The sequence below is a fragment of the Gimesia benthica genome, from assembly GCF_009720525.1.
GTDB classification, from domain to species: Bacteria; Planctomycetota; Planctomycetia; order Planctomycetales; family Planctomycetaceae; genus Gimesia; species Gimesia benthica.
Genome location: NZ_CP043930.1, coordinates 1879437 through 1900229, shown reverse-complemented (window position 1 = coordinate 1900229; position 20793 = coordinate 1879437). Strand labels below are relative to the sequence as shown.

10 protein-coding genes are annotated in these 20793 nt (G+C 56.1%); 6 read left to right on the top strand and 4 right to left on the bottom strand.

All coding sequences use genetic code 11. From position 1 onward, the window contains the following. Positions 1-173 precede the first annotated feature (173 nt). Together amaB and F1728_RS07180 are read right to left on the bottom strand one after the other, a co-directional pair. Positions 174-1712 carry an L-piperidine-6-carboxylate dehydrogenase gene (gene amaB, locus F1728_RS07185; RefSeq protein WP_155363539.1) on the bottom strand — a complete coding sequence of 513 codons (1539 nt, stop codon included), beginning with the start codon at positions 1710-1712 and terminating at the stop codon, positions 174-176. A 24-nt stretch (positions 1713-1736) separates the two neighbouring features. Further along, positions 1737-2843: a saccharopine dehydrogenase family protein gene (locus F1728_RS07180; RefSeq protein ID WP_155363538.1), complete on the bottom strand. Its 1107-nt coding sequence runs from the start codon at positions 2841-2843 to the stop codon at positions 1737-1739. A gap of 187 nt (positions 2844-3030) precedes the next feature. On the opposite strand from F1728_RS07180, the gene F1728_RS07175 reads away from it, so the two are divergent. Further along, entirely contained in the window at positions 3031-4395 is a 1365-nt protein-coding gene (locus tag F1728_RS07175) for a hypothetical protein (protein WP_155363537.1), read from the top strand. 343 nt (positions 4396-4738) lie between these two features. Here F1728_RS07175 and F1728_RS07170 read toward each other — a convergent pair whose 3' ends face one another. After that, on the bottom strand, positions 4739-5587 hold the full coding sequence (locus tag F1728_RS07170) for a type II and III secretion system protein family protein (RefSeq protein ID WP_155363536.1): 849 nt from the start codon (positions 5585-5587) through the stop codon (positions 4739-4741). Positions 5588-6291: 704 nt separating this feature from the next. Further along, positions 6292-7602 (bottom strand): Gfo/Idh/MocA family protein, encoded by a 1311-nt coding sequence (locus F1728_RS07165; protein ID WP_155363535.1) that lies wholly within the window; start codon positions 7600-7602, stop codon positions 6292-6294. A 1165-nt stretch (positions 7603-8767) separates the two neighbouring features. Between F1728_RS07165 and F1728_RS07160 the strand changes: the two genes are divergently transcribed. From F1728_RS07160 to F1728_RS07140, 5 genes are all read left to right on the top strand, one after another. After that, entirely contained in the window at positions 8768-11749 is a 2982-nt protein-coding gene (locus F1728_RS07160; protein ID WP_194242722.1) for a DUF1553 domain-containing protein, read from the top strand. 61 nt (positions 11750-11810) lie between these two features. Further along, a complete protein-coding gene (locus F1728_RS07155) occupies positions 11811-13220 on the top strand; it encodes a DUF1501 domain-containing protein (RefSeq protein WP_155363533.1) in 1410 nt (469 codons plus the stop codon). A 298-nt stretch (positions 13221-13518) separates the two neighbouring features. Continuing rightward, positions 13519-14502, top strand: coding sequence for a phenylalanine--tRNA ligase subunit alpha (gene pheS, locus F1728_RS07150; protein WP_155363532.1), 984 nt, complete (start codon positions 13519-13521; stop codon positions 14500-14502). Between the two features lie 53 nt (positions 14503-14555). After that, positions 14556-17006, top strand: coding sequence for a phenylalanine--tRNA ligase subunit beta (gene pheT, locus F1728_RS07145; protein WP_155363531.1), 2451 nt, complete (start codon positions 14556-14558; stop codon positions 17004-17006). Positions 17007-17424: 418 nt separating this feature from the next. Then, positions 17425-20763: a DUF1553 domain-containing protein gene (locus F1728_RS07140; protein ID WP_155363530.1), complete on the top strand. Its 3339-nt coding sequence runs from the start codon at positions 17425-17427 to the stop codon at positions 20761-20763. Positions 20764-20793: the final 30 nt, after the last annotated feature.

Sequence of the window (20793 nt, the reverse complement as noted above, 5' to 3'; positions counted from 1 at the left end):
AACTGTTTCTTGCTTGAATGCAACACTGTCAGTTTCCTGCTCGCTGCGCTCGGCCCGAATTTTATTCGGGCCCATCCGATGTTTTTTCGAGTTTTGGTTGGCTGGTTGAATGCTGGTTTATCAGCACTGTCGGTCAAGCTGACAGATGGTACCCGGCGCCTTGCCGCTCAGTTTTAGAGGTCGAATTTGATGCCCTGGGCTAAGGGGAGTTCGGTGGAGTAGTTGATGGTGTTGGTGGCGCGGCGCATGTAGGCTTTCCAGGCGTCGGAGCCGGATTCGCGGCCGCCGCCGGTCTCTTTTTCGCCTCCAAATGCGCCGCCGATTTCTGCGCCGCTGGGACCGACGTTGACATTGGCGATGCCGCAATCGGAGCCGGTGGGGGAGAGGAACTGTTCCGCCTGGCGGATGTCGTTGGTCATGATGGAGGAGGAGAGCCCCTGGGGGACGCCGTTATGCAGGGCGATGGCTTCGTCCAGTTCTGTGTAGCGGATGACGTACAGAATGGGGGCGAAGGTTTCCTGACGGACGATTTCGGTCTGGTCGGGCATCTCGACGATGGCGGGGTGGACGTAACAGCCGCCCGCGGGGACATCGTGATTGATCGGATTACCAAAATGGACGGTGCCTCCCTGTTCCTCGGCGGTGCGGAGGGCTGTTTGCATCGCGTCGAGCGAACGCTGATCGACGAGCGGGCCGACGAGCGTACCCTCATCGAGGGGATTGCCAATCGGTAATTTCTCATAAGCTTTCTTGAGCGACGCGAGGAGTTTGTCGGCGATGCTGTTGTGGACGATCAGGCGGCGGAGTGACGTGCAGCGCTGGCCGCAGGTCCCCACGGCGGAGAAGAGGGCGGAGCGGACCGTCATTTCGAGGTCGGCGGATTCGGTGACGATCATGGCGTTGTTGCCGCCCAGTTCGAGCAGACTCAACCCCAGCCGACCGGCAACCGTGGAGGCGACAGCGCGTCCCATGGGTACCGAGCCGGTGGCTGAGATCAACGGGAGATCGGGGTGTGCGGCGAGCGCCTGTCCGACGTCGGCACCGCCGATGAGCAGGCTGGAGATACCATCGGGGGCTTCGGGGAAGTCGCGGGCGACGTTGTTGACAATCTGCTGACAGGCGATGGAACAGAGCGGCGTTTTTTCCGAAGGCTTCCAGACGACCGGGTCGCCGCAGACGAACGCGAGCATCGCGTTCCAGGACCAGACGGCGACCGGGAAGTTGAAGGCGCTGATCACGCCGACCGGTCCGAGGGGGTGCCATTGTTCCATCAGGCGATGGCCGGGGCGTTCGCTGGCGATGGTTTTGCCGTAGAGCTGGCGGCTCTGCCCGACAGCGAAGTCGCAGATGTCGATCATTTCCTGTACTTCGCCGAGGGCTTCCTGCGTGATTTTACCGGCTTCCCAGCTGACGATGGCAGCGAGGTCTGCCTTGTGTTCGCGGAGGGCGTTGCCGATCAGCCGGACGAATTCGCCGCGGCGGGGGGCGGGGACGTTGCGCCATGTCCAGAAAGCGGATTGGGCGGTAGCGACCACCATGTCGACGTCACTCGGCGTGGCCTGGGTGAGCGTGACGAGCGTCGATCCATCAATGGGGGACTTGCCCGTCAGTGCTTCACTGGCGCCTGCCTGCCACGTATTTCCGACGGCAACGGCGACGGGATGATCGTTGACGCCGATCCGCTGTAACACTTCCTGTATCGGATGAGTCATGTTGAGCCTCACTTGCTGAATGAATTAGTCCAGGGCAAAGGTTTCGGTTTCGTAAAACTGTCCAAAGCGGTTCTGGATGAACTGTTCGAAGGGGATCTGTTCCTGACGGATCAGGCCGGTACCCTCCAGCTGTTTCTGTTGAATCATGTCAAAGACGGCACAGACGCCGGCTCCAGTGGTGAGTTGGATAGCGCTCCAGATTTCGCCGTTGATTTCCTGAGCGTACATTTTACGCAGGTCACTCTTTTCGACGAACTGTCCGTTGCGGTGACCACGGACGGTGCAGAAGACGATAACCACGTCCTGGAAGGTGACGGGAATCGAGTGTTCCATGACGTCCTTGAGCAGATCGCGGCGTTCGTTGAGTCTCAGGTCCTGCAGGAGGAACTTCATGAGTTCGCGATGGCCGGGGTAACGAATTGTTTTGTAATTCAATTCACGGACCTTGCCATCCATGGTATCGCAGAGCGTACCCAGTCCGCCTGAGGTATTGAAGGCTTCATAAACGTTGCCATCGAGGGTGAACTGCTCCAGCCCTTCGAGAGGGAGGTGATTTTTAATCTTGCGATTGTGAATCACTTCGCAGGTGTTGCAGTACTCGTTGATCAGGCCGTCCGTTGACCAGGTCAGGTTGTAGGCGAGCGCGTTGGTGGGCCGCTGGGGGAGGGCCCCCACGCGCATGCGGACGGTATCGATTTCGTCGAACCAGTCCATCACGTGTTTGGTGACGATGGTGACGAAGCCGGGGGCCAGGCCGGACTGGGGGAGAAAGACCTGACCCTCGGAGGCACCGTCGGCAATCTCTTTAACAGCGGCCGTTGTCTGACGATCTTCCGTGAGATCGAAATAATTGATGCCCGCTTCGAGCGCAGCGCGAGCGACATAGGGATTTTCCCGGAAGCTGAGTGCCGAGATGACTGCAGTGCAGCCCTGCATGAGGTGTACCAGTTCCTCGTGCGACTCGGCGTTGAGTACGCGTGTTTCGACGGTGGGAATTCGTTTCTGTATATGGTCTAAAGCGGCGGGAACGCGGTCGGCGACGCGCACATGATAGTCGCCGGATCTGCTGAGCAGAGTGGCGATCATGCGGCCGATCTTTCCCGCGCCGATGAGCAGGATTGTTTGAGACATCGCAGGTCCTCCTGTGTAGAATTCATGATGTGAGAAGTGATGTGAAAGACCTCACTATGATTATATACGTGGAAAACCTGTTTTCTGATTGAGTTTCTGTTTTCGCAGGTTTTGACGTATTAATTCATAGAGACGCCACTTGACTTTGAGCGAGTGGAAACGGTTATGAAAATAGAGGAGATAAGCCATGTCCAGCGAACAGCTTACAGTTTATGACTGGAAACGGTATCCGGAAACGGCCCGCTTTATCGATGAGCGGATAAATGTGTTTTGTCAGAAGTCAGCCGACATTCAACAGTTTGCCCATGATCTCCAGACCCGCACAGGAACCCGGCTCAGGGACTGGGTGGATCATTTGGAAGTGAAGTGGTCTGATGCGCTGGCGAATGAGTTGGTGGATTTGGGATATGAGCCGGTGACGGATGCGGATCGTCCGTTGTATCATCATCCTGCGGCGATGTTTCCTGCGGTGAAGGCGGCTGCGTCGGCGGTCGAGCGTTTGTTTGTCAGGGTGGACAGTGTGGCTGACTTTCTGCTGGTGCAGCAGCGTGATATGGACATTCCGATTGAAGGTGATGTCGGTGCTGCGGTGCGACAGCGGATTGCTTTTGACGGCGAAGGCGTTGAACTGCATGTGATTGAGCGGCACGGTTGCCCGGTAACGTGTACGACACCGCCTGCCACTCCGGATCTGAAAAAGCTGGCCGCCCATGCGGAAGCGCTGCGGCTACGGAAGCGGGACTTCGCGGAAGCGAGTGCGGGTTTCGCGCATGCGGCTTCGCTGATTAAGGCATCAATTGCGGATCTGGGTGTGGACCGGACCTGCGATCTGTTCTTTGCCGGCGAACGGGATTACTGGCAGCAGCGGAACCTGGCGGCTCGGATTCAGAAGGCCCGCCAGGATGCCATGGGCATGGGCTGGGCGAATCACGATCACCATACGTATCGTTCGAGCCGGAAGTATTTCCAGAGCCTGATTGGGATCTTCGAACTCTTGGGTTTCAATCTGCGTGAACGGTTCTATGCCGGCAAGGAAGCGGGCTGGGGTGCCCAGGTGATTGAGCAGCCTCACGCGAGGATCACAATATTCGCGGATGTCGATCTCTCAGCCGAAGAGGTATCGCAGGACTTTGCACACGAGGCATTTCAGCAACGGAATGAGCTGGGTACGGTGGGGCTGTGGTACCGACTGCATGGGGAAGCGTTCCTGCAGGCGGGCATGCATCACCTGGAATGCCAGTTCGACTTCGACGCCGCACGGGACCAGCTGGCGGAAGAGGGGGACGTGAAAACGATGAAGCCCTTTACCGATCTGCCACATTTGCGTCAGGCGTTTACGGCAGGGGAAATCTGGCCGGTGCAAGAGAGCCGGATTCAGTCGCTGCTGAAAGACGGACTGATCTCTCAAGAAGAAGCGGACAAGTTCCGCGAAAAAGGGGCCATCGGTTCGCACCTGGAAATTCTGCAGCGGGAAGAGGGGTTCAAAGGATTTAACCAGACGGGGATTAATGACATTATTTTGGAGACGAACCCGTTGAAGCAGCAGGCTTGATGGTACCACGAATCGCACGAATTTTTTTGCTACCACGGCCAGCACGAAAGACACGAAAATTATGCTGGCGCAGGTTAGTTGCGTTACCGGAGCGGATGTGAGGGGTACCGGATGTAATCCGGTATTGCCGAAGGCAACAGGAAACTGACAGGGTGAAGGTACGATCTGGTATTTCAGTTTCTGATCTCAATCAAGAATAGTCTGGAGAGCAAACGGGATGTTTCTTGCTTGAACGCAACACAGACAGTTTCCTGCTCGCTGCGCTCGGCCCGAATTTTATTCGGGCTTACCCGGGGACGGGGCGAAACAGTGCCGGGGCAGAGTGTGAAATCGTGTTGTTCGATTATTCTTCAAAGTTAACCGGCGTGACCATATACAGGGTTACGGTCTCTGCCTGGTCTTTCGTGTTCGAGACTGTTTTCACCACCAGCGTTTCACCGAGATTCATTTCTGCCCTGGTGTTGACGCGTCGTACTGTCAGGCCGGGGACCGTGGTGCCGTTGACCTGGACCGCGTGCGCAAAGTCACATTCTGAAATTTCGGGGGAGAAGCGGAGCAGGACTTTACCATTCTCCAACAGATCCGGCTCGACTTTGCAGATGATGCCAAACTCTCTCCATTCGACTGAGGGCTGCCTGTCGTCGGCCGGGATCGGGATCGGAAATTCGCCGCCACTTTTAAAGGTCGCCGGTTTTCCTGGCCTGGTCACAATCTGCGGACTGGCGTGGACCCGCTTGATTTTCCCCTCCCGTTTCAGTTTTGCGAAGACTGATTCGGCGTTGCTGTAGATTGCGACTCCTGATTGAACCTGATTCACCGGCTTCGCAGCTGTGGCAAATTCTTCTGCAGCGTCCGGGGTGAGTTCCAGAATACAACAGCGGCACAAAATCTGAGCCGGCGTTCCCACCAGCTGTTGCAGTTGTTTTGCCTGTGTCTCCAATTCCGCCTGTTTCTGACGAATGCGTTGTTTGATCTGCAGAGAGAGTTCCCGCAGTCTCTCTGCTTCTGTTTTCAGGCCCGCCGCCTGCAGTTGTTCTGTTGCCAGGCGAAGATGATCGAGGGCTGCTGGCCGCTGATTGGTTTCAGAGGGTACCTGCTTCAGCAGAGCCGGACGTTCCTGCGGATCAGCAGCCAGACAAACTGTACCAAAGCAGAGCAGACAGGCAAAAACAATGCGACCAAGAACCGGCATTTTGAACCTCCTTGAATTTGGGCGAGCAACGGGAGACCGGATGCTATCAGTTCAGTACAAACTGTGTCAATGTGATCTGGAACTGGCCTGTCGGGTGTTTTAATTGCTACCATGAAATGCACGAACGACACGAAAATTATGCTGACGCAGGTTGATGGCGTTACTAGAGCGGGTGGTACCGGATGTTGCAGGGCAGACAATGTGAAGAGTACGCGTTCCTCAAGGTAAATTAATTTAGTTAGTGGCCTGTTATGAATTGATCTGGTGAGCTGGGACCTCCTGCTCGCTGCGCTCGGCACGGATTACATCCGCGCCCACCCGGTGGGAACCCGAAATGGAATCGAATTTTACTACCACGAAAGACACGAAAGGCACGAAAAAAATGCTGACGCAGGTTGGTTGTGTTACGGGAGCGGATGGGGGTGGTACCGGATGTAATCCGGTATTGCCGTAGGCAACAGGAGGTTGTCTGGGTAAAGGTGCGAACTGGTAATTCTCTTTCCGACCTCAGTTCAGAATGGTTTTGAGAGCAAACTAACTGTTTCTTGCTTGAATGCAACACTGTCAGTTTCCTGCTCGCTGCGCTCGGCCCGAATTGCATTCGGGCTTACCCGGGGTTGGAGGCTTGCTATCGTTCCTTGGGTAGTGTGTTTCTGATTTGTTATTCGCCAGGCGGGCGGGAATATGGGACCGCCCCTATTTTTTTAGACTTCGGGGAGTGTCCAGGGTTTGCGCCATTCTTCCCGGCCGCGGAGCTGGTTGGCGTCGTCGTCGTTTTTGAAGGTTTCAGTTTGGGGATCGAGAGTCAGTGTGCGGCCGACGCGAGCGGCGATGTTGCCGGCGTGGCAGAGGATGGAGGCGGGGTGTCCCACCGTTTCCAGATCGCAGGCCGGTTTGCTGCGGGTCTTGATGCAGTCGAGGAAGTTGGCCACGTGCGGGCCGGCGTCGCTGTCCCCTTTGACTTCCTTGATCAGCTTGCCGCGCTCGCCGTAAACGCGCCAGCGGCTGTTGCCGATGGTCATATGGGCTTTATCGCCGTAGATGACGGCGCCTTCTGATTCGCCGTGATAATGGTAGGGGGCCCAGATCCGCATTTCGTAGGTGAGGATTTTGGGCGTATCGCTCTGGTATTCGTAGGTGACCTGCAGGGTATCGGGCCATTCCTGCATGTCGTCGAAGTACCATTTGCCGCCGGTCGCGGAGATTTTGGAGGGGAGCGAAATGGCGGCGTCGCCTTGTGCTTCACAAGCGGCATTGAGCGCGGCGAAGGCCATGTCGAGACGATGCACGCCGTCGTTGCCCAGGTCGCCGGTGCCATAATCGTGGAACCAGCGCCAGCGGCCGTGGAAGCGGTTTTTATTGAAGGGGCGTTTTTTGGCAGGGCCGAGCCACATGTCGTAATCGACAGTGTCGGGGGGCGTGCTGTCAGGCGGGTAGCCGATGTTTCCCTGCCGGGTGCTTTCCCAGGCTTTGGCGACCAGGCAGCGACCGAGGGCGCCGCTGCGGATGTAGGCGAGGGCCGACTTCAGGCGTTCGGTGGAACGGTGCTGCGAGCCCAATTGCACGACGCGGTTGTGTTTTTTCATGGCGGCGACCATCCGCTGGCCTTCGACGATGTTGTGGCCGTCCGGCTTTTCGACGTAGACATCTTTGCCGGCCTGGCAGGCGAGGATCGTGGGGATGGCGTGCCAGTGATCGGGAGTGCCGACCACGATGGCGTCGAGACTGTTGTCGTCGAGCAGGTGACGGAAATCGCGGATGACTTCTGGTTGTTTGCCCTGCAGTCTGGTGACGGTGTCCACGGTGTTGCCGAGGCGGGCGGAGTCGATCTCGGCGATGGTGACGATTTCGGCCTGGGGGTTTTCCGCGAAGTGACGGTTGAGGGCGGCAGCGCGACCGCCGGCACCGATCATGCCGATGCGAATGCGTTCGCTGGCAGCGGCTTTAGCAACCTGATCCAGGGAGAGAGTGGCCAGCCCGGCGGCTGAACCCTGTAGAAACGTCCTGCGGTCCATGGTTGGTGTGCTCCTGACTGGTGAGACACGGTGGTGGGAGACGGATAAACGAACTTTTATTATAGGAGGCAGGGATTCGAGAGCAAAAGAAAACTTGGAGATAGTTTTTTTCTACCACGAAAGACATGAAAGGCACGAAATTCTTTCTGATGCCGATTGGCATTGGTGGTTGTTTCTCTACCTTACTGCTGCTGAGCCGATGGGTATGATTGTCGGATTCGGGAACCATGGTAAATGGTATTTGAGTTCGTGAGTCACGAGGTGGGTGGGCACATGGGCACCGCCCCTGCGTTTGTGGTGAGGTGCGGTTTTTCTATTTGAGTGCTTTCTCATTCTGTTTCCTGCTCGCTGTGCTCGGTCCGAATGGCATTCGGGTTTATCCTTGATTTGGGGGCTTGGTTATTGTGGTTGTGGTTTACTGTATTGATGATTTTGTGGAATGGCGTGTGGGGGTCAAGAGGGAATCGTGGATTGAGTGTGGGGTGAGATGTGTTGAGTTTGCAGTGAGTCTGTGTCGAACTGCGTTGAGTGTGCTGCGAGATGATTTGAAAATGGACGAGACATTGCGAACCTGTGATTTTTGTTCTGGTGAAAAACTGGAAAATTCGACGCCGATTCAGGTGCATCTGAGTCAGTTGTGGTCCGTGTTCCAGTGCACGCATCATCCGCCTCGCGCGCGAAGCACAATTGCACAAGAATACGATTCGGAGAGTGACGATCAAGTCCAGTTTATGCAGCAAGTACATCTGGTCTTCAGTGGTGGGCAGGCTGAACTGAGAGCATGGTCAGCAGGAGACAATGCAGACCTTTGAAACGTTGGAAATGGAATTCGATTCATGTGTGTTTTTTGAAGTCTTGTTTATTTATTTCGTTAATAAAAAACGGGAGCTGTGGATGTGCAGGGAATGGGAAGCTGTGTGGATGAAATTCCGGTCTGGAAGGGGGATGAAATGGATTTTTCGGGGGGAATACGAGTAAAAGTATCAAAATGCGTTGTTATTTAGTTCATCGAGTGCCTGTCGGGGTTTATAATCGACGATGATTGAAATTCAGGCCATTTTAACGTCTCTCCATCCCTCCAGGTCTGAATCATTCCATCAGAGTCTGCTTTCCCAAAGCGTATTGAGTGCGTTCATCATTAAAAGCTTCGAGAAGGAGAACTCCCTTGCGTTCTTTCCTGATTTCCTCCTGCCTGACACTCCTCGTTTCTTCCGCTGTGCTGGTGACGGATTCCCGTGCCGCTGACAAGGGGCCTGTAACGAAGGTTTCACCACAGGCCGGTATTGAATTTTTTGAAAACAAGATCCGCCCGGTACTGGTGGAGCACTGTTACGATTGCCATTCGGGGGAACCTGATCCGGAGAGTGCATCGTTTGTGCTGGACAGTCGCGCGGGGATGTTGCAGGGGGGCGATTCCGGGAAAGCGGTGGTGCCGGGAAATCTGAAGCAGAGTCTGATTCTGCAGGCACTGGAACACGATCCCGATTTTTACGCGATGCCGCCGGATGAGAAGTTGCCTGCAGCAGTGATCGCCGACTTCCGGAAGTGGATTCAGATGGGGGCCCCCGATCCGCGAAAGGGAGATGTGCCTGCCCGTAAGCAAGTCAACGCTGATGAGGGATTTGATTTTGACAAGGAACGGGAGTTCTGGTCGTTTCGTCCGTTGACCCGTCCCGAGGTTCCCAAAGTCAAACAGCAGGACTGGGTACGGAATGACATCGACTGCTTCATTCTGAATCGGCTGGAAGCGAAGTCGATGCAGCCGGCAGCAGCAGCGGACAGACAGACGCTGGTACGGCGGGTTTATTTTGATCTGACCGGACTGCCTCCGACGCCGCAACAGATTCAGGAGTTTGTGAACGATCCATCGCCGCAGGCGTATGAGCATCTGGTCGATCGGCTGCTGGATTCGCCCCGTTTCGGGGAGACATGGGGACGTCACTGGCTGGACCTGGCCCGCTATGCGGATTCGAACGGGCTGGATATCAACCTCACGTTTTACAATGCGTGGCGGTACCGGGATTACGTCATCCAGGCGTTCAACGAAGATAAGCCATACGATGAGTTCATCCGCGAGCAGATTGCCGGCGATCTGCTGCCTTATGAAAACGATGCAGAGCGGACGCGGAACATTGTGGCGACTGGTTTCCTGGTGATGGGCGCGAAAATGCTCAGCGAGCGGGATAAAGAGAAGCTGCGGATGGATGTGGTCGACGAGCAGATCGATGTGACAGGCCGGGCGTTCATGGGAATGACGCTGGGATGTGCCCGCTGTCACGATCATAAGTTCGATCCGATTCCGATGACCGATTATTACGCACTGGCGGGGATCTTCCGCAGTACGGAGACGGTGCATGGCAATCGTCTGAATAACCAGTTCGTCTCGGGCTGGATGACGCGGCCGTTACCGATCAAGCCGGAACATGCGGCTGCGATCAAGAAATATGAAGCCGACCTGGCACAGCTGGAAAAAGAGTTGAAGGACGATTCCGAAGCCTTGAAGAAACTGCAGGGCGGAACCCCACAGCAGACCAAACTGGAAGCACTGACGGGGATTGTCGTCGATGATGCTCAGGCCCAGAAAACAGGAAACTGGAAGGAATCGACTTATTCCAAGAACTACCTGGGTGTCGGTTATGTGCACGATATGAATGAAGGGCAGGGGAAGAAGTCGATTCGGTTCACTCCTGATCTGCCGGCTGCCGGGAAGTATGAAGTTCGTTTTGCCTTTCCGGGAAGCAGAGGTCGTGCGAAACGGGTACCGGTGACGATTCAATCGTTGCAGGGTTCAAAGACCATCTACATTGATCAGACGAAGTCGGGTCCGATTGATGGGATCTTCACTTCGCTGGGAACGTTCGAATTTGCCGCCGGTGATGCGGGCTTTGTGGAGATCTCGAACAAAGAGTCTTTGGGGTACGTTGTCGTCGATGCCATGCAGTTCCTGCCGCAATTCAAGCTGCCGAAACAGCGGGACGTGCTGGTGGCGCAGAAGCCGACTGGCGGGGCTGCTGCAGCGGCACATGATCAAAAAGTTGAAGCCCTGCAGGCTCGTGTGCAGCAGTTGAAGGCGGACCTTAAGAAGTTGAAAGAGAACGCACCGCCGCCCGCACCGATGGCGCTGGCAGTGGGTGAGCAGCCGGACCCTGCGGATTATCGGATTGCCCGGCGGGGGAATATTCACCAACTGGGTGATAAGGTTGATCGAGGCTTCCTGACTATAGCGACATTGAAAGAGCAGCCTGCGGTGAGTCCGAAACAGAGTGGACGCCTGGAACTGGCGGAGTGGCTGAGCCGCTCGCAGAATCCGCTGACGAGCCGTGTGATGGTGAACCGGATCTGGAAGCATCTGTTTGGCAATGGCCTGGTGCGGAGCGTCGATAACTTCGGTCACCTGGGTGAGCAGCCAACGCATCCGGAGTTACTGGACTACCTCGCGCAGCGGTTCGTTTCGGAAGGCTGGTCGATGAAGACGTTGATTCGTGAAATCATGGTGAGCAGTGCTTACCGAATGAGTTCGGATTTCAGTGCAGATCAGTATCAGAAAGATCCGGGTAACCATCTGGTGTGGCGGATGAACCGCAGACGGTTGTCAGCCGAGAGCATTCGTGATTCGGTGCTGACGATTTCCGGGAAGCTGGATCTGACAATGGGCGGTTCGGTGGTCTCCGATTACCCGGAGCAGGCGATCAACCCGAACAGTAACAAGAAGCTGGGAGCGAATCCGGACGAGTTTCGTCGGAGCGTTTATCTGCCGATTGTGCGGGGGAGTGTGCCTTCCGCGCTGACCGTGTTTGATTTTCCCGCCCCCGAAATGCTGGTGGGGAATCGATCGGTCACCACGGTGCCGGCCCAGGCGCTGTTTATGATGAACAGCCCGTTTGTGATTTCCCAGGCGGAAGCAACCGCCGAGCGGATTTTAAAAGACGAGCAGCAGAGTGATCGCGAGCGGGTCTCACAATTGTACCTGACCTGCCTGGGACGCGAGGCAAGTGACAAAGAGCAGGCCGAGGCGTTGCAGTACATCGATTCGCTGTTCGGACTGAATCTGAAGGAGAATGACGACAAGAATCAGGCCCGTCGTAATGCGTGGGCTTCGTACTGTCAGATTCTGTTTGCTTCGACCGAGTTTCGCTTTTTGAATTAGACTGACAACTGAAACCTGAGTTTCGAGTTGGTTTACTGTTATAGAGAGAGTTGGATAGGCTATGGATGCATTGAATTTCTCCCGACGTCAGATGTTGAAGTCTTCGGCTTGTGGTTTCGGATATATGGCCCTGGCGGGCTTGAGCGCGGAAGCAGCGCTCAAGAGTGCGTCGCCGCTGGCGTCGAAGGAGCCGCACTTTGCGCCGCGGGCGAAGCGGGTGATCTTTCTGTTTATGCATGGCGGTCCGAGCCACGTGGATACGTTCGACTATAAGCCCCGGTTGAACAAAGAGGATGGTCAGCGTCTGCCTTTCAAGGCGGCGAAGAACATCGAGAAGTCATCGCAGGAAAATTTGCGACTGATGAAGTCTCCCTGGAAATTCAAACAGCGGGGAGAGAGTGGCCTGTGGATTTCGGAACTGTTTGATAACGTGGCGGAGCACGCGGACGATTTGTGCGTGATCAATTCGATGCACACCAACGGTCAGTCGCACGGGCAGGCGGTGATGAAGCTGCATACCGGTTCGGACAGCCTGGTGCGGCCTTCGGTCGGATCGTGGATGGTGTATGGACTGGGGACCGAGAACAACAATCTGCCCGGGTTCATCTCGATCTGTCCTTCGCGGGGACATGGGGGCGTGCGGAATTACGGGAGCGCGTTTCTGCCTGCGGTTTTCCAGGGGACGGCGATTGGCGATGCGGATACCAAAGCCAAAGAGGCACAGATCAAGTTCCTGGCGAACAACAGCACGTCGGCCCTTGAGCAGCGGAAACAGCTGTCGCTACTGCAGGCGATGAACGAACGACATCTGAAAGAGGTCAAAGTCGATAATGAAATCGAAGGGGTGATTAACTCTTACGAGCTTGCTTTCCGGATGCAGTCGGAAGTGCCCACGCTGATGGATTTGAGTGCCGAGACGAAAGAGACGCACGTGCTATATGGGATCGATGACAAGACGACGGAGAACTTCGGGCGTCAGTGTCTGATGGCGCGACGGTTCGCCGAGGCGGGCGTGCGTTACATCGAAGTCGCGCTGGGGAACAATCGCTGGGATCAGCACAGCGGACTCAAGAGTGGACACGAACGGAACTCGCAACAGGTCGACAAGCCGATCGCCGGGCTGTTGGCGGATCTGAAGCAGCGCGGGTTGCTGGAAGATACACTGGTTGTCTGGGGCGGTGAATTCGGCCGGACCCCGATTGCCCAGGGGAAGAACGGCCGCGATCATAATCCGCAGGGGTACACGATGTGGCTGGCGGGAGCCGGGGTGAAGAAGGGGCATGTGCACGGAGCGACCGACGAGTATGGATACTACGCGACCCGGGACAAGGTGCATATCCACGATCTGCATGCGACACTGCTGCATCTGATGGGCATGGATCATAAGCGGCTAACCTATCGTTATGCGGGCCGCGATTTCCGTTTGACCGATGTGTACGGCGAAGTCGTGCATGAGATTATGACCAGCTAAACAGGACCGATCGCAGGAGGGAACCTGATCATTCTGAAGACTGTCCACAGGGAAAGGATTCCTGTCATGTTTCTCGATTCTGTTCAAAAGCCCTTAAACCGAAAGTGTTTAAGGGGTTCTGGTGATGCGTATGGCCCCGCTGTGGGTGGTTGCAGAATTTCGCTGGAATCGGTACAATCCTTTGCTTTGGTGGGCTTTGCGCGCAACTCGTTGTCAATCCTTGAGATATGTGCCTGTTGCGGATCTGTAAAGTGCTGAATTCCAGTCTTAGATAACTTTGAAAACCTGAAGAATTATAATGGCTGACAACAACGACGCGCTGGTCGAAACCGCGGTAGAGAGTATGGCAGCTGCCACAACCCTTGCCGAACTGGATGAGGTGCGTGTCCAGTACCTGGGGAAAAAGGGAAAACTGAGAGCCCTGCAGGCCGAACTGAAATCGCTGTCCCCCGAGGAGAAGCGTGAATTCGGGAAGATGCTCAACAGCGTCAAGGAACGAATTCAGAGTGCCTTGAATGATCGCAAAGAGGCTCTGGAAGCCAGCGAGAAATCGGGGCCGGACCTCGAGATGGTCGATGTGACGCTGCCCGGCGTTCGAACGCTGCCGGGTCACCGCCATCCGCTGATCGCGACGATGGAAGAGGTGAAATCGATTCTGCTCGGCCTGGGATTTCGTTACGACGATTACCCGGAAGTCGAATCGGAGTTCTTCAACTTTGATGCCTTGAACACGCCCGATTGGCATCCCGCGCGGGACATGCACGACTCGTTCTACACCACCAAAGGGAATGTGCTGCGAACCCATACTTCGGCGTTCCAGACACGGGCGATGAAGCAGTTCGGTCCGCCGCCCTTGCGGGCGATGACCTCGGGACGCTGTTACCGGCGGGACGAGATTGACGCGTCGCACTTCCCGATTTTCCATCAGCTGGACGTGATCGCCATTGATGAGAATATCAGTTTTGCGGATCTGAAATGGGTGTTGTACCAGGTGGCCAGCAGTCTGTTTGGCGACGATGTGCAGCTCCGGTTCCGCCCGAGTTATTTCCCGTTCACCACGCCGAGCGCGGAAGTGGATGTGATGTTCAACGGGAAGTGGCTGGAGATTCTGGGCGCGGGAATGATTCGTCCCGAAGTCCTGGAAGCCGGTGGTGTCGACCCCGAGAAATGGCAGGGCTTTGCCTTTGGCCTGGGGCTGGACCGGATGGCGATGATCCGGCACGGCATTACCGATATCCGCTACATGTATGAAAACGAAGAAGCGTTTTTACGTCAGTTCTAATTATTCTTTCGGAACACTCACTGACGTAATTTTTCTGGCATAGAGAGAAAACGATGCACATTAATACTGGTTGGTTGCGCGATTACCTGTCGGCGGATTGCAAAGAGAGCGAACTGCTGGATGCCCTGATGACGGTCGGGCTGGAAATCGAAGAAGAACATCACCTGGGCCAGGCCCTGGCGCCCATCCGGATCGGTTTTATCCGGGAGAAGAAGCCGCTGGCCGGTGCAGATCATCTGTTCGAATGCCAGGTGGAAATCCAAAAAGGGAAACTGATTACCATTGTCTGTGCGACCGCGCATCCGGTGGAAGTGGGCTGGGGCGTGCCCGTGGCGGTGGCCGGTACGAAGCTGCCCAGTGGAGCCCTGATTTCCGAAGGCAAGATCAAAGGAACATTGTCCCAGGGGATGATCTGCCTGGACGGCGAGATGGGGCTGATTGCCCGTTCGACGGGGCTGCAGGTCTTCGAAGACGAAGCGACGCTGGGAGCCAGTCTGCCGTCGGTCGCTCCGATTGAAGAATCGCTGGTGGAAGTCTCGGTACTGCCGAACCGTCCCGACTGCCTGGGGATGATTGGTGTGGCCCGCGAAGTGGCTGCCGTTCTCGACATGGAATTGAAATATCCGAGTGCCCGTGAATTGAGTTCTGCGGGGGCGGGTGACGCTGTGGCTGTCGAGATTGCCGACGATTCACTCTGCTCACGTTATACATGCCAGGTATTTGACTGCGTCCAGGTGCGGAAGTCACCTCACTGGCTGCAGAGCCGGTTGCAGACGGCCGGTCTGCGTGCGATCAACAACGTGGTCGACATCACCAACTTCGTGATGCTGGAATGGGGACAGCCGCTGCATGCTTTCGATTTTGACAGCCTGAAAGGGAACAAGATCGAAGTCCGCCGGATTAAAGAGGGCGAAACCCTGAAACTGCTGGATGAGACAGAGATCGATGCCAAAGAGCAGCCGCTGGTGATTGCCGATGGTGAGAAACCGATCGCGCTGGCCGGCATCATGGGGGGCTCAGATTCGCAGACGACGACTGAGTCGAAACGGATTCTGCTGGAGTCGGCCTGTTTCGATCCGGTCTGCATCCGGACTTCGTCCCGCAAGCTGAAGATCAGCACGGATTCTTCCTATCGTTTCGAGCGGGGAACCGATCCGAACGGGATGCTGAGTGGCGCGTTCAACCGGGCTGCGGAGCTGCTGCAGGATCCGGAACTCTCTGGAGCTAAGCCGGCTTCGCCTGTGACGGACAGTTATCCCAACGTTAAACAGCCAACACAGTTCCCCCTGGATGCACCACGCATTTCGAAAATCCTGGGTGCCGAGATTACAAATCAGCAGATTACGGACTGTCTTTCCAAGCTGGAAATGACGCACGACGATAAGACCATTTCGGTGCCGACCTGGCGGGTGGATGTGAATAACCCGGTGGTGCTGGCCGAGGATGTGGCCCGGCTGTTGCGTTATGACAGTATCGTGATGAAGCCGATGGTGGCGACTACGACCAAGGGGCGATATTCCGAAGCGGATACGCTGCGAAGCAAAATTGCGAGCTTCCTGGCCGGAAACGGATTCCTGGAAAGCCGGACACCGCCGCTGACGACCGAGCAGACCGCGCTGGCGTTCAGCCAGTGGCCGGGCGAATCGATTCAGGTGCAGAACCCGATTTCCAAGGAGATGACGACGCTGCGTCAGAGTCTGGTGGGGAGCCTGGTGGAAGTCGCGGAACGGAATGCTCGCCGCGGGGCCAGCAGTTTCCGCTTCTTCGAAATCGACCGGACCTTCCGCGAGAACAATTCTGAAAACGATGAGCGGTGGATGGTCGGCGGCGTACTGGGCGGTCCGATCAATGACGCTGCCTGGATTGCCCGGGAGAGCGAGATCGACTTCCTGCGTGCCAAGGGGCTGCTGGAAAACCTGCTGGCACATCTGGAAGTCGAGCAGGTCACCTACACCAATGAAGAGCCGGCCCTGGGTTACCGGGTGGAAGAGTTTGCGGTGATTTCACATGACGGCGAGCGGATCGGGGCGCTGGGCCGCATCGATCTGGGAGCCCTGGGAATCAAAGACCGGGCACGCGTGCCCCTGTATGGTTTCGAACTGGATATCTCGACGCTGCTGAAGGGGAGAGGACCGGCCCGGATGTTCGCCGGTCTGGCACGAACCCAGGTGATTGCCCGCGATATTTCGATTCTGGTACCCGTCGATCTGCCTTACCTGGAGATCGAGCGGTCGCTGGAGAATGCCTTTGCTGCGGCCGTGGAGAATCTGGAGACAGAACCCCGCAAGGAGAGCGAAGGGGAGATCAGCCTGCAGCCGAAGCTGGAGAACGTGGTCTGTATCGATACGTTCGTCGGTGAGAGCGTGGGAGAGGGGGCCAAGAGCCTGACGATCCGGATGCTGTTCCGCGATGCGAACCACACGTTGACCTCGGGTGAAGCGCAGCAACTGATGGACTTTGTGGTGAAGCAGCTGCAGTCCGAACATGGAGCAGTCCAGCGGTAACGGTCGCTGCTGCCGCCGATGCAATCGATTGAATTCAAAGCACACCTCAACGGTTTGGGGTGTGCTTTTTTCGTTGGGGTGAGAGCGTCTTTCACTGAACAGGTTGCCCTTTTTCGGTTCGTCCCAAAGGGTATAACTGGTTGTCATCCTGAGCCATGTCGTGCATTGTTATCCCGGCGTTTCTGCTGAATGGCGACCGGCTGTCACATCAGAGCGGACTGAGGCAGATTCCGGCAATTTCAGAAAGTGCCGAAGATCTTTCAGACTGTGGTTGAAAGTGCATCTGGAATAGATTATATATTATATATAATCAGTTTGCTGTCAGGCTGATCCTTCCGACCCAAGCTTCATTCCCGTGTAATCAATCAAGCGCCTAAGTATTGTCAGTTACATTACAAGCGTGCCAGGATGCTGAGCTATGAGACGACTGTTGCTATTGGCATTTGGATTCTTCTGCCTCGTTTCTGCGGTCGAGAAACGTACGTTATTCGCGGCGGAAGCGGATCTGAAGCAGGCGGAATTCTTCGAGAAACGGATTCGTCCGTTGCTGATTGCCGAATGTTATGATTGCCACAGTGAAGATTCCATCGAGAGTGGGTTACGAGTGGATTCGCTGTCAGGATTGATTCGAGGAGGCGAGCGGGGTCCTGCCCTGGTGCCGGGCAAGCCGAAAGAGAGCCTGCTGATCAGCGCGGTCCAGCACAGCGGGCAGTTGCATATGCCCCTGAAAGATAAGTTGAGCCAGAAGGCGATTGCCGATCTGATTCAATGGGTTGAGGCAGGCGCTTACTGGCCGAATGCGAAGCCGATCTCGGAAATCCGCAAAGAAGCCGCGGGGGAGACAGGGCCGCTGTTTACGAAAGCAGAGCAGGAGTTCTGGGCCTTTCAACCGCCGCGGGAACCTGCGGTGCCGCAAACCCGCAATCGGGAGTGGGCACAGCAGCCTCTGGATCAGTTTGTACTGGCGCGTCTGGAACAGGCGGACGCGGAGCCGGCCTCACGCGCGGATAAGCGGACGCTGATCAGGCGGGCGACGTTCGATCTGATCGGCCTGCCTCCAACGAGTAAGGAAGTCGAAGCATTTCTGGCCGACGATTCCCAGGATGCGTTTGCGAAAGTGATTGACCGTCTGCTGGCATCACCGCGCTATGGTGAGCGCTGGGGGCGGCACTGGCTGGATGTGGCACGTTATGCGGATTCGAACGGTCTCGATGAAAACCTGTCGTACGCGAACGCGTTCCGCTATCGGGATTATGTGATCGCTGCCTTCAACCAGGATAAACCTTTCGATCAGTTTGTGCAGGAACAGCTGGCGGGAGACATTCTTGCGAATCAACCGGGGGCTGAGAACCGTCCCGAAAAAATCACAGCGACCGGCTTCCTGTCGATCGGGGCCAAGATGCTGGCCGAAGATGATCAGGTCAAAATGCAGATGGATATCATCGACGAACAGCTGGATACGGTGGGGCGGACTTTCATGGGGCTGACCCTGGGGTGTGCCCGCTGCCATTCGCATAAGTTCGATCCGATTCCGATTGAAGATTACTACTCGCTGGCGGGGATCTTCAAAAGTACGAAGACGATGGAGAACTTCAAGGTGGTCGCCCGCTGGCAGGAACAGATGCTGGCCAGTCCGGAAGAGATCCAGGCGCTGGAACAGCAGAAACAGCAGATCGCGAAGCTGGATGCTGAGATTAAGCAGATTGTGAAACAGGCCGATGAACGGTTTCTGAGTGCGGCGCGAAAGCGGTCCCGCGATTATCTCCTGGCGTCTGCGATTAAAAACTATCACGATCAACTGTTGAAATCGACCGGTCCGATTGGTGCCGACCCCGGTGCTTATAAGTCTCACGCGGCTATCCTGGTCGAAGCGGAAAACTTTCAGACCGGTAACGTGAAGAAAGCGACGACCGGGTACGGCGAGGGGATTGGCGTCATCTATAACAAGGGGACACTGCCCAACATTGCCGAGTATGAAATTGAGGTCCCGAAAGCCGGCCGCTATCAGTTGGAAATTCGCTATGCGGCGGCTCAGTCCCGGCCGGTGGAACTTTCGATCAACGGTGAGCTGGTCAAGAAAGATGCGGCCAGCGCGGTGACCGGCAGCTGGTATCCCAAGTCGCAAGAGTGGAAGGTGGAAGGTTTCTATGCATTGAAGCAGGGGAAGAACCGGGTACGGCTGGAGAGCAAGATTCCTTTCCCGCACATTGACAAGCTGCTGGTTGCAGAGCCCCGCACCGCGACTGAGCAGCCCGGTGGTGTGCTGGCTGAGATCCCGGTTCCGGAGAATCTGGTTTCGAGTCTGACGCTGCAGTGGGCTTCATTGATTAAAAAGTCCGCCGAAGACCCGGATTCGCCGTTTGCCATCTGGAATCATCTGATTCAAAAAGGATCGGTACCCGAAACGTTGAGTCCCACCTGGGAACGCTTCAGTGGATTGAATGAACTTCCGGAGAAAGATCGGATTCTGAAAGCCGCTGCGCTTTACGGGGATCTGTTTGAGGAAGTGCAGGCAGAGTGGGAGGCTTATCAGAAAACGGAAGCCGGGAAAGAGGCGAAGGGACTGCCTGAGCCACAGCGGGAAAAGCTGCGGCAGATGCTGACCGATACGAAGTCCCTGTTTGCCTTGCCTTCAGATCGGGAGACCTGGTATGCAGAGGCGGCTCAAAAGAAACTGACAGCCCGGCGTGAGCAGAAGAAAAAACAGGAAGCGGCTTTGCCCGTCTACCCGACGGCGATGTCGGTCTCCGAGCAGAAGCCGGAAAACTTGAAAGTGCATTTGCGGGGCAGTCATTTCACGCTGGGGAAAGAAGTCCCCCGGCAATTTTTGCAGATCATTGAGGGCGAAGAGCAGACCCCCATCGATGACCAGCACAGCGGTCGACTGCAGCTGGCAGAGTGGCTGACCAGCGGTTCGCATCCGCTGACGGCTCGCGTGATGGTGAACCGGATCTGGCGGTGGCACTTTGGTGACGGACTGGTCAGAACGCCGGACAACTTTGGAAATCTGGGAGAACGTCCCACGCATCCAGAACTGCTGGACTGGCTGGCAGTGCAGTTTGTGAAGCAGGGCTGGTCGATCAAAGAGATGCATCGGCTGATCATGCTTTCGTCGACGTACCAGATGAGTTCTGAGTACAATCCGGAGCTGGCGGCACGTGATCCCGAGAACCGTCTGATGTGGCGGGTGAATCGCAAGCGTCTGGAAGCGGAGGCGATTCGGGATTCGATTCTGAAGGTGTGCGGCAATCTAGACCTGGAGATGGGCGGTTCGATGCTGGGGGTCGAGAATCGGAAGTACGTCACCAGTACGCGAAACGTCAATCCTGTAATGTATCAGACCAACCGGCGTTCGGTTTATCTGCCGATTGTGAGAAGTGCGTTGTATGAAGTTTTGCAGGCCTTTGATTTTGCCGATCCGAGTGTGCTGTCCGGGAACCGGGTACATACGACGGTCGCACCGCAGGCGTTATTTATGATGAACAGCGATTTCATCATGCAGCAGACCGGCGACTTCGCGGAGCAGGTGCTGCACGAGACGCACCTGGATCGGGCGGGGAAGGTTAAGCTGGTTTACGAGCGGGTTTACAGTCGGCCGGCGAGCGAGTTAGAGGTGTCGCGGGCACTGGCTTACCTGGATCAGTATAGGCAGGAACTCGAGCCGCTGAAGATGAAACCGGAAGAGCAGGAGCAGCGGACCTGGCAGAGCCTGTGCCGGGTACTGATTTCTTCGAACGAGTTTCTGTTTGTGGATTGAGGGAAAACATTGCGGGAATAAAGATTCCCT